The organism is Vibrio toranzoniae (assembly GCF_024347655.1).
In the GTDB taxonomy this organism is placed as follows: domain Bacteria; phylum Pseudomonadota; class Gammaproteobacteria; order Enterobacterales; family Vibrionaceae; genus Vibrio; species Vibrio toranzoniae.
Genome location: NZ_AP025515.1, coordinates 257248 through 267612 on the forward strand (window position 1 = coordinate 257248; position 10365 = coordinate 267612).

Below are 10365 nucleotides of genomic sequence, written 5' to 3' on the forward strand. Positions count from 1 at the left end.
CGACTTAGGTGTAATAACCGTACTTACTCTTTACGAAACCTAGATATGCTCAGTGTACGTCACCACCTTAACTTTACGTCTTTCGCCATTGCGGCTCTCTTCAGCAGTTGTGCGTTCTCAGCAAACACACAAGACAGCCAGATAACGCTAACGAATACCAACAACAGCGACACCATATCGATTTCAACAAAAACATTAGCGATAGATTGGAATGACATAAGCGTGAATAGCGCAGCGCTAACGGTTGATCGTCAACCTCAGCAAGTCACTCAACTTGTCGCTCACTCCCAAGCCAAGGCTTCTTGGACACTCCTACCAAGCAGAATCCATGTTAAAGCGGAGTTGAAAGAAGATGATCTCCTTGTCCAATTCACCTTACCTGAAAACACACAACTAAAACGAAACCACCCCATTGAACTCGCTTGGTTTGACCTTGCTGAACAACAAACTCAAACCCTATTCCTGCCGTTTAGCGAAGGGATGCGTGTGCCTACCAACAATAAACATTGGGCAAACCATCTAGTCGACAATCATTCAGGAAGTAACACAACTCAAGACTTAAAGATGCCGTTTTGGACCGCACAACAGAAGGATCAATTCATCAGTTATCAGATGATTAATCCAACCAATAACCAATTACTTTTTTCTGATACGTCCTCAGATATGCCCTCCGAAGCCAAGACCAAGATTGATATGAGCGCATCACATCAATTTACCGCGCTGAATCAGTCACAACCTTTTATCGTTCGAATAACACTTGGAGACTCTTGGTTAGATGGCGCTAAACAATACCGCGATTGGCGCATTGATCATGATCTATCTAAATCACTTGCGGAAAAGAAAAAGCGAAATCCAGATGTGAGCAAGCTAATTGGCGCGAGCCACGTGTACCTATTTGGTAAAGATCCGTTAAGCGTCCAAGATGTGAACGACTGGTGGGGATTAAACGCTTGGTATCTAGAGAGATCTCAACTGATTGTTCCAAGTGAGGCCAAGCGAGAACTGTCTTCACTGTCTAAAAGCAAAGATTGGTTCAGCCAATATCACAAACAACTGTTGTTGGACTCTATCAGCCAGTCACTACAAGGCTTGTATCCTGTTGCCACGCCAACACTCACCGACAACACTATTCAAGCTCAATATGCCGCTGCACAGAACAAGAAAAACTGGTTGATTAAGAACGCGTCTTCTTATCTCAATACTCCTGAAACTTGGGGACAAGCCCTGTCGTCGGACATGGTCAGCAACCTAAATAAAGCAGGCCTGAATAAGCTTTGGCTGGGTTTTGATAATTGGATGCCAGCTTTCTATCAACCGAACGCGGTGGAACTAGCTAAACAGTCTGGTTATCTGGTTGGAACCTACGACTCCTACAACACAGCCATACCCGCCAAGCTAAACGACAACTGGTTAACGGCTCAATTACCAACACCTATTCGCGAGAAGTGCGCGATTGAACTAGCGGATGGCAGCTTGAAAAAAGGATTCCGAGGTAACGGTTATTATCTAAATCCGAATTGCCATTTAGATTATGTAAAGCAGCGCGCACAAGACATCATGAGGTTGGGCAACTTCAATAGCTTGTTCTTAGATGTAGATGCAACAGCAATGGCGCGTGAGGACTATCGAGACAATTCCAATGAATTGGATATGCTTTTTACTTTCAATAACCGTATGCAGTTGTTAAGTGAGCAACCAAATTTGGTGTTGGGTTCTGAAGATGGCAATAGCCTGACAACCAAAGGCATCGCGTTTGCACACGGCTTAGAAACGGTCGGCTTTGGTTGGACAGACAAAGACATGAAAGAAAACCGCAAGTCGCCTTATTACTTGGGTCGCTGGTATCCTGATCATAAACCGGACTTCTTCTTCAAGCCTGCAAAGGTTAAAGAGCCATACCAGTCGCTACTGTTTTCGCCTCAATACCGCATTCCACTATATCAAGCCGTATTCCATGATGAATTGATTAACACCCACCATTGGCATTCAGACAGTCTCAAGTTCAGTAATGTGAAAGCCAACCGCGACTTAACTGCCATGCTGTACAACACGCCTGCGATGGTTCACTTAACAAGAGATGAAGCTTTATCAAATTCGAGCCCAAGGCTCAAAGCACTAAAACACTATCAAGACGGCTTTGAACCGATACACAAACAGCTATGGAATAAGCAGTTGGTCGATTTCGACTGGTTAGACAAAAACGGCGATGTTCAACAAACCGTATTCGATGACGGCAGTAAAATCATCGCAAACTTCTCTGGCCAAGCGTTTAGCCAAAACGGAGTTGAAATAGCGGCGACCTCTATCAAAGCGTTATTAAGCAATGGGCAAGTCGTTGAGTGGAAACCAGCGCTGAATTGATTAGGTTCGTGCTCTAGTTCTTAATGTCAGGTCTTAATGTTCGGTTCTTTAGCTCTTTGTTTCCCATAACTTTCTGTTTTGATGCTAAAGAACTGACGGCTTTGAATCACTTCGATAAACTAGACGAACGCTACTTATTTTTCTCGCTTAGAAAAGCCGTTAGTAGGTAATCAATAAACACCTTTTTACGTTTGGGCATGAGCTGCCTATCGGCATACACCAAACTCACAGACACTTGTGGCATCTCATATTCAGGTAAAAGACGGATTAACCGACCAGTCTTAAAGTGGTCTCTACAAATAAATTCTGGAAGTACTGCAAGCCCTAACCCATCAACACACGCGGTAAGACATGCCGTAATAGTATTGACCTTCAATTGACTCGGTAGCTCTATCAGCTCTGGCTCTCCATCGCCCAATTGTAGTTCCCACTTAGGCAAGCGCGCCGCTTTATTAGCGACCTCAACCATACGAAATGGTGACTTGAGGTCCTTGGGAGTTTTGATTTCGCCAAACTGTTCTAAATATTTAGGGCTAGCGACTAAAACACGCTCAGAGGATGTTAGATAACGAGAGACCAAACTGGAATCTTCCAGCTCACCAATTTGTGCGTAAAGATCGATGCCTTCTCCAATAATATCGACTTCGCGGTTAGTCAGCTCCAAATTCATCGTCACATTCGGATGTTCAAGAAGAAAGCGATGGATGTATTTAGCCAACACTTGGTGCCCCAACTCGACAGGTAAAACCACATTAAGCGGCCCTCGAATTAAATCCTGATTGGCAGAAACCTCTAGTTCAGCTTGGTTCATGATCTCTTGCATTTGCGTGCTCGATAGGTAAAAACGCTCCCCCTCGGGGGTGAGCACCAAGCTACGTGTTGAACGAGTGATCAACCTCACACCTAAATGCTGTTCGAGCTCTGCCAGTTTTCGACTAACGGTGGACTTAGTCATGTTAAGGACTTCAGCAGCTTGCGTGAAACTCCCACAATCAACAACTTGTGTAAAAACCGTCACTGCATTTAAGTCCATCGTACTTCTCCAAAGCTTCTATTGGTTAGATTTTTGCAACAGTGTTTCCCTTTTTTCCTATCTTATCAATCAATCTAATTCATTTACAATTCGTTACATTTAAATAGAAACACAATGAGAAATAGAAATGACAGAGAACAACAACGCTTCGCAATCAGTAAGCACAAAAAAACGTAAAAAAGCGCCGCTTATTGCTACTGCGATCATGCTGTCATTAGGTTTAGCTGGCGCTGGATATTGGTATGGCTACGGCCAGTATTTTGAATCGACCGATAATGCCTACCTACAAGGCGACATCACTAATATTAGCCCTAAGGTATCTGGCTATATTGTTAAGTCTTACGTGAGTGATAACCAATCGGTTAAACAAGGTGATTTATTGGTTCAAATTGATGATCGTGATTACCAGTCCGCACTCGCTCAGGCTAATGCTCATCTAGCTGTTGTTCAATCAAGCGTGCACAATCTTGCAGCCCAACAAACGTTACAACGTAGCCAAATTAACCAAGCAGAAAGTCGAGTTGATTCCGCACAAGCAGAATATGAACGTGCTATCCAACAAGTGCAACGTTCTCGCAGCTTGTTAAAACGCAATTACGCTTCTCAAGATGAAGTCGACAGCATGGTGGCACAACAAAAAGTCACCCAAGCGGAATTAGAAGAAGCGAAAGCCAACCTTGTTGCAAGCAATGACCAACTCATCGTTATTGCCAGCGAAATTGAACAAGCCAAAGCATCAGTCACTGAAGCTCAAGCACAAAGAGAACAAGCACAGCTCAACCTTGATTACACTAAAGTCTACGCACCTACCGATGGCATCATTGGTAAACGCAGTGTGCGTGAAGGTTTACTGATTCAAGCCGGTGCTCCGCTTATGAGTTTAGTGCCTAATAACCAAGTGTGGATTGAAGCAAACTTCAAAGAGACACAACTAAGTGGCATTCACAAAGGTCAAACGGTTGAAGTTGAGCTAGACGCTTTTCCAGGTCATCCACTTGAAGGTGTGGTAGACAGCTTCTCCCCTGCTACTGGCGCTAAGTTCGCGCTGCTACCACCTGAAAACGCAACCGGTAACTTCACCAAAATCGTTCAACGTGTGCCTGTGAAAATTACCATCCCAGATCAACAAGAATTGAAAGGTCGATTACTCCCTGGCTTGTCGGTGGTTGCGACCATCGATAAACGAGGCTAGACCATGAGCAGCGCCGGTGTTATCACCTCAACCCATGATGAGGACAAAGTATCAACTCGCCATTGGATCGCCCTATTTGGCGGTTTGATTGGTGCGTTCATGGCGATCTTGGATATCCAGATCACCAACTCGTCTCTTAAAGATATTCAAGGTGCCTTGTCTGCAACCTTGGATGAAAGTTCGTGGATTTCGACCTCTTACCTAGTCGCAGAAATGATCGCCATTCCACTCAGTGGTTGGCTTTCAAAAGCGCTCGGTAAACGCCGTTATCTCACGTGGACCACGACAATATTCACCATTTCATCTTTGCTGTGTTCTTTCTCGTGGAACATGACATCGATGATCGTGTTCCGTGCGATGCAAGGTTTTAGTGGTGGAGCATTAATTCCACTCGCCTTCTCACTAGTTATTCAACTGCTGCCGATCAATAAGCGGGCGGTCGGCATGGCACTGTTTGGTGTCACCGCGACGTTTGCTCCGTCTATTGGTCCAACGTTTGGTGGTTGGTTGACCGAAAACTTCTCGTGGCACTATATTTTCTATATCAATATTCCACCCGCTCTGCTTGTGATCACCATGATCCGGTATGGCTTGGATGATGAAAAACTCGACCTTGGCACGCTGAAAAAAGCCGATTGGTTCGGTATCGCGACCATGGCGCTAGGTTTAGGTTGTTTGGAAGTCGTGCTAGAAGAAGGCAACCGTGAGGAGTGGTTTAGCTCAAGCTTTATCGTTGGCTTGAGTATTGTGTCTGCGGTGAGTTTGGTTTACTTCGTGATAAACGAGTTACAACACAAGAAGCCATTGGTGAATTTGCGGCTATTGCGGGATGCGCAGTTTGCGATGTCTTGTATCGCCTATCTGATTTTAGGGATGGCGTTGCTCGGCTCAATCTATGTATTGCCATTGTACTTAACGCAGATCCAGCAATACAACGCGATGGAGATTGGCGAAGTACTGATGTGGATGGGTTTTCCTCAATTACTGATATTCCCCATCGTGCCCAAACTGACTCAAATCATTAAGCCCAAATACTTGGTGACCTTTGGCTTCGCGATGTTTGGTTTCAGTTGTTACGTGAACACACACATGACGATTGATTTTGGTGGCCAACAGTTGATTTTGTCTATGGTTCTACGCGCTATCGGTAGCCCGTTTATTATGGTTCCTCTGTCTTTGGTTGCCATGAAGAACATCAGCAAAATGGACACTCCTGACGCTTCTACTTTAACCAACGTAATGCGCAACCTAGGTGGTGCGTTCAGTATTGCGATTATCGCTACGCTACTGGACAACAAGACACGCGAGCATCTTGCACATATCAAAGAGTCGCTACCTTCAGTGAGTCAGTTAGGTTGGCAAACACTCAAAGATCAGCAAGCGTTCTTTATCCAATCTGGCAGTGATGCCGCGACAGCGATGCAACAAGCGCAAGCAAGCTTGTTAGGAACCATGCAACGTGACGCCGCTATCATGGCCTATAATGATGTGTTCTTGATGATGACAGCATTCTTAGCGTTAGCCGCTGTATTGATTCTGAATATGCGTGATTAGATCACTCTAACCCTCTTTACCTAACATTCAAATGGCGAGCTAATCAGTTCGTCATTTTTTTGTTCGTTATTTTTATAGGTAGCTACACAGAACATTCTATAAAATGAGATTTTCACAGCATAGAAAATAGTATTCTATCAATATCTTAATAGTTAAAAATCCAGGTTTCCAGGACCTTGACTTTATGCAACACGACACCTAAATTGAATTTATAGTTGAATATCTAGGGAAAGAAGATTTGAACTTATCGCCAGGCCTAAGGGTTTTAATTGTGGACGACTCTAGGAGTGCCACTATTCTTATCAAACAGCAACTTGTCAGCCTGGGTATTTCGCATGGGAATATTTTCATTGCGACCAACTATCAACAAGCGGTCAAAGCAGTTGAAACACACTCTTTCCATGTACTTCTCATCGACTATCATCTAGAGCAATCTTTTACCGGTTTTGAACTGCTAGGTATTCTCTATCGTAACCGACTTATAGACCATACCGTTGCGACAATATTACTATCTGGTGACATGCGTCAGGAAACGGTATTGACTGCTTTATCCGGTGAAGCACAACATTTTATTACCAAACCAATCAATACTACCGCGCTTGGAAAGAAGGTCCAAACAGCACTGCTTGAAGCAAAACAAATATCTCAGCTCATTAACCTTTACCCCATAAATGATCAAGCAGCACTGAAATCCGCATTAAAAATTCCCGGTAAAAATACCAAGGGACAGTTTGAAGCAACGTTAATTGAGCATTTGATTACTGGTAAGAAGTGGGACCTGCTCTCAGATTTACTCAATGAATCGAAGACCAATATGCACCCAACAAAACTGGTCGCAGAAGCATTGATTTTAGATGGGTTAGGTAAACCAAAATCAGCGATAAATAAACTGCACAACTACCTCGTTGCACAACCGCTTTCTTTGAGCGTAATAGACTGTCTAAGCTGTCTTTACGAAAAACATCAGATGTTATTGCCAGCCTTAAAGTTAGCATTACGATCTTTTGAATTAACGCCTAGTGTCAGCCATCGCGCAATTCGCGCCATCGATTTAGCTGAAAACGCCGACAATACACAAGTATTAATCAAATTAGGTGAGATTTATGCGAGCAGCATTTCATCTGCCGATATTGATGCCCTTAATTCCATATCAACCTACTTCAACTCTTTGAAAGCGACGTATGAGCGTGAAACGAATACCAACAATAAAAAAACACTGATCGAACATGCAGGCCAGTTCGCAACACAGGTCAATTTAAAACTACCAAGCAATCTTCAAAATCAAGTACTCTCAAACTTGGCTATCTTCCACTGTCACATACTCATACTTGAAAACAATGAAAAGCTTGCACATCAAAAACTGGTCAAAGCGGCCACGTTACTTTCTTACCGCTTTTACGAAACCCCAACCGACCTACTCAACCGATTGTTGCCACTATTTGCTCACTTTGGAGAGTACTCCTTATATCGTGTAGTCATAGAATGTATCCAATTGCGTGGTGCTACTGTATTGCATCGAGAACAGCCTAAAACACTGTCACCTTCCATGTTGGTCAACCTCGAAAGTTTGGATTCGATAAAAGTCATTAAAGACTATATTCACAGCTATCCCTATTCGATAGCCGCTAAGCTTGACTATCTATATGCTGTGAATAGAACTCAAATACAAGAACAGCTTAGTAACGATTTTATACAAGACATCACACAATTAGAACTTCCCAAAAGATGGAAGCAATGGATTAACGAGGCATCGCGTTATGGTTTTTCCACTAAACCTCCGAGCCCAATTTCAACATGTAACCGACAGGAGTCCTTATGCTAGATTTCGATGCTTTAAACGATTACTTAGATAACGACAGAGATGTCATCTTCGTAGTGTTATCGACGTATCAAGAAGATCATGGCAATTCGTTAAACGAAATACATGAATTAGTGCAACAGCAAGATTGGGGGAAGCTTCACTTTACGGTACACACACTGAAAGGCATATTAGCCAGCTTTGGCGAAAAAGAAGCCACAGCGGCCTTAGAACGGGTTGAGCAGAACACACTTAATAAACTCGCACCACAAGATAACGACCTTGCCGTTATATATAGAGAAATAAAAATTATCAACCAACAAATAGATGGAGTACTCAGCACCTATTAACCACAGGGTTCGGTAATTCAGGCAAGTGATAGCTAAACATAGAAAAGAACTCGAGTGCTCTGGATTATTTAAAGCCTTGTTCTTTGGCTTGTTTTTATATTTGAATTCCCAAAAGCACGTCTTTAAATTCACCATGACCATTTCGAATCGACGACAGATCACACTGACTTTGCAAACGATTACATACTCAGAACGAAACGCGTACTTTCAAACAAAAATCAGTTAAAGATTTGTACTAACTTTTGTGACAACAACATATGAAATTACATTTTATTTGTTGGTAAAGAAGAAACTGTTACCTACACCCTAATGAAACAACATAATAACAATCAAGTTGCATAAAAACAGAACGTTCAGTCGGCTATATAAGGACAAGGAAATGAACAATGAAGGTTTTGCTAAGTTCCAAGGATTTATAGATGATTCTCCTATTAAAGACCGCTTTTGTGCAAGTCGGGAGCCCTATGCTCACTATCTGAAAGATATTGTGGGCATCGATTTGTTATCGCGTGAAGATGAATTATATTACGCAAAATTGAACCGTTCAGGCGACAAAAAAGCTCGTGATCTCATGATCGAATCTAACTTACGTCTTGTGGTAAAAGTTGCTAAGAGTTATCTGAAGCGTAAAGGGAATAACTTTACGTTGTTGGACCTCATTGAAGAAGGCAACATCGGCCTGATCAAAGCGATTGACAAATACGACCCTGATCCGGGTTATCGGTTTTCAACCTACGCAGTGTGGTGGATTCGTGAAAACATCGAATCCGCATTGATGAACAAAGGGCGTACTGTTCGGTTACCGGCTCACGTTTGCAAAGAAATAAATAACCTCGCATCAAAAAAACTCACTATGAGTAGAAAAATGAGTAAAGAGGTTTCTATTTCAGAACTATCGAAAAATTCTGGTATTAAAGCCGAACGTGTTGACCAACTAGTCTCTTTAAGTGGGTTTATTGATGTCACAACAACGGTTGATATCAATCACGTACCTTTAGTTTTGGAGCAATGTGAATGTGAACATATTCCAGATCCTCAGCAAGATTGTGAGGATCAATGTTTTACAGAAGCATTAGAGCAAATTATAAACACGTTGCCGCCTAGGTTACAGAAAGTGCTTATTCATCGTTTTGGCTTCTTCGAAAATAAGGTAAAAACATTATCTGAAGTTGGTGAAATGCTCGATATCAATGTTTCCAATGAGCGGGTAAGGCAAATGCAAAAAGAGGCGATTGAGAGGATTCAAAAGCGGCTTCAATTTGACGGTTGGGTGTAATTAAACCTTTTTCCTGTTCAGACACACGATCAAACTTTCATCAATATGTTCGTCGCCTATAACCAGTTGTAGGCGCTACCAAATATTGTCAATAAACCACTATAGCCAAAAAACATGACTTAAGGGTGAGCGAACTATGCCGCCCTCCTCTCCCTCAATATCACTTCCATCTTTACATTTTTTCGATGAGTTAATCACAATATCAATAATTTTAACTACAAATCACATAACTTAAAGCTTTATAGATACAGTCGTAAGTACTTACGACACTGCTGATTAGACCCTATAACAAAGCCAATAAGAAAACGGAACTTCATCACTACAATATGTGCTCTTCATATAAAACTCGTTCACTGCGTAATAACAAGTAATTGACATAAGTGGTTTCTATACAGTCTTGATCCCACACAGATAGAATTCGTTTGGCTGCGAAATAATAATCTCTGTTTCGAAATAACACCCCAACAGTATGGCTCAGTTTCTCAAAGCGGATTTGGTCGCTTTTCGAAATGTAGTTATCATCACTTTTAATAATAGGAGCTAACCCATCAGCAAACCAATTATTTAGGATTTCCCGCATTTCCAATTCAGACTCAGGCACATCCACACTCGACAACTCGCGGTGTAGAGGGGGCGGCACGATGTACTTTGACGCTTGCGGTGAACTGACATATCGATACATGTCGTTCCTCCTTTTGTTTAGTCTTTATTATAGCTAAGAGCATTTTTATCAATTCTCAATATTTTGTTGCTGGGTAATCCGCCTGAACCATAAAAAAGCCATGTAGAGATAACTCTACA

General features: G+C 42.4%; 8 protein-coding genes. 6 read left to right on the forward strand and 2 right to left on the reverse strand.

The features are described 5' to 3' along the window. Nucleotides 1–45 precede the first annotated feature (45 nt). Nucleotides 46–2361 carry a glycoside hydrolase gene (locus OCU50_RS15630; RefSeq protein ID WP_060466847.1) on the forward strand — a complete coding sequence of 772 codons (2316 nt, stop codon included), beginning with the start codon at nucleotides 46–48 and terminating at the stop codon, nucleotides 2359–2361. A gap of 130 nt (nucleotides 2362–2491) precedes the next feature. Here the strand turns inward: OCU50_RS15630 and OCU50_RS15635 are convergent, their stop codons facing one another. Then, the gene (locus OCU50_RS15635) at nucleotides 2492–3394 is read right to left on the reverse strand and encodes a LysR family transcriptional regulator (protein WP_060466848.1); all 903 of its coding nucleotides are present in this window, start codon (nucleotides 3392–3394) and stop codon (nucleotides 2492–2494) included. Between the two features lie 127 nt (nucleotides 3395–3521). On the opposite strand from OCU50_RS15635, the gene OCU50_RS15640 reads away from it, so the two are divergent. From OCU50_RS15640 to OCU50_RS15660, 5 genes are all read left to right on the forward strand, one after another. Then, nucleotides 3522–4586 carry an HlyD family secretion protein gene (locus OCU50_RS15640; RefSeq protein ID WP_060466849.1) on the forward strand — a complete coding sequence of 355 codons (1065 nt, stop codon included), beginning with the start codon at nucleotides 3522–3524 and terminating at the stop codon, nucleotides 4584–4586. Between the two features lie 3 nt (nucleotides 4587–4589). Continuing rightward, the gene (locus OCU50_RS15645) at nucleotides 4590–6140 is read left to right on the forward strand and encodes a DHA2 family efflux MFS transporter permease subunit (protein ID WP_060466850.1); all 1551 of its coding nucleotides are present in this window, start codon (nucleotides 4590–4592) and stop codon (nucleotides 6138–6140) included. A gap of 238 nt (nucleotides 6141–6378) precedes the next feature. Next, nucleotides 6379–7962: a response regulator gene (locus tag OCU50_RS15650; RefSeq protein ID WP_060466851.1), complete on the forward strand. Its 1584-nt coding sequence runs from the start codon at nucleotides 6379–6381 to the stop codon at nucleotides 7960–7962. Further along, entirely contained in the window at nucleotides 7956–8288 is a 333-nt protein-coding gene (locus OCU50_RS15655; RefSeq protein ID WP_060466852.1) for an Hpt domain-containing protein, read from the forward strand. The genes OCU50_RS15650 and OCU50_RS15655 overlap by 7 nt, the downstream gene beginning before the upstream one ends. Nucleotides 8289–8667: 379 nt before the next feature. Beyond that, entirely contained in the window at nucleotides 8668–9564 is an 897-nt protein-coding gene (locus tag OCU50_RS15660) for a sigma-70 family RNA polymerase sigma factor (protein WP_060466853.1), read from the forward strand. A gap of 319 nt (nucleotides 9565–9883) precedes the next feature. Here the strand turns inward: OCU50_RS15660 and OCU50_RS15665 are convergent, their stop codons facing one another. Beyond that, nucleotides 9884–10246 carry a hypothetical protein gene (locus OCU50_RS15665; protein WP_060466854.1) on the reverse strand — a complete coding sequence of 121 codons (363 nt, stop codon included), beginning with the start codon at nucleotides 10244–10246 and terminating at the stop codon, nucleotides 9884–9886. Nucleotides 10247–10365 lie beyond the last annotated feature (119 nt).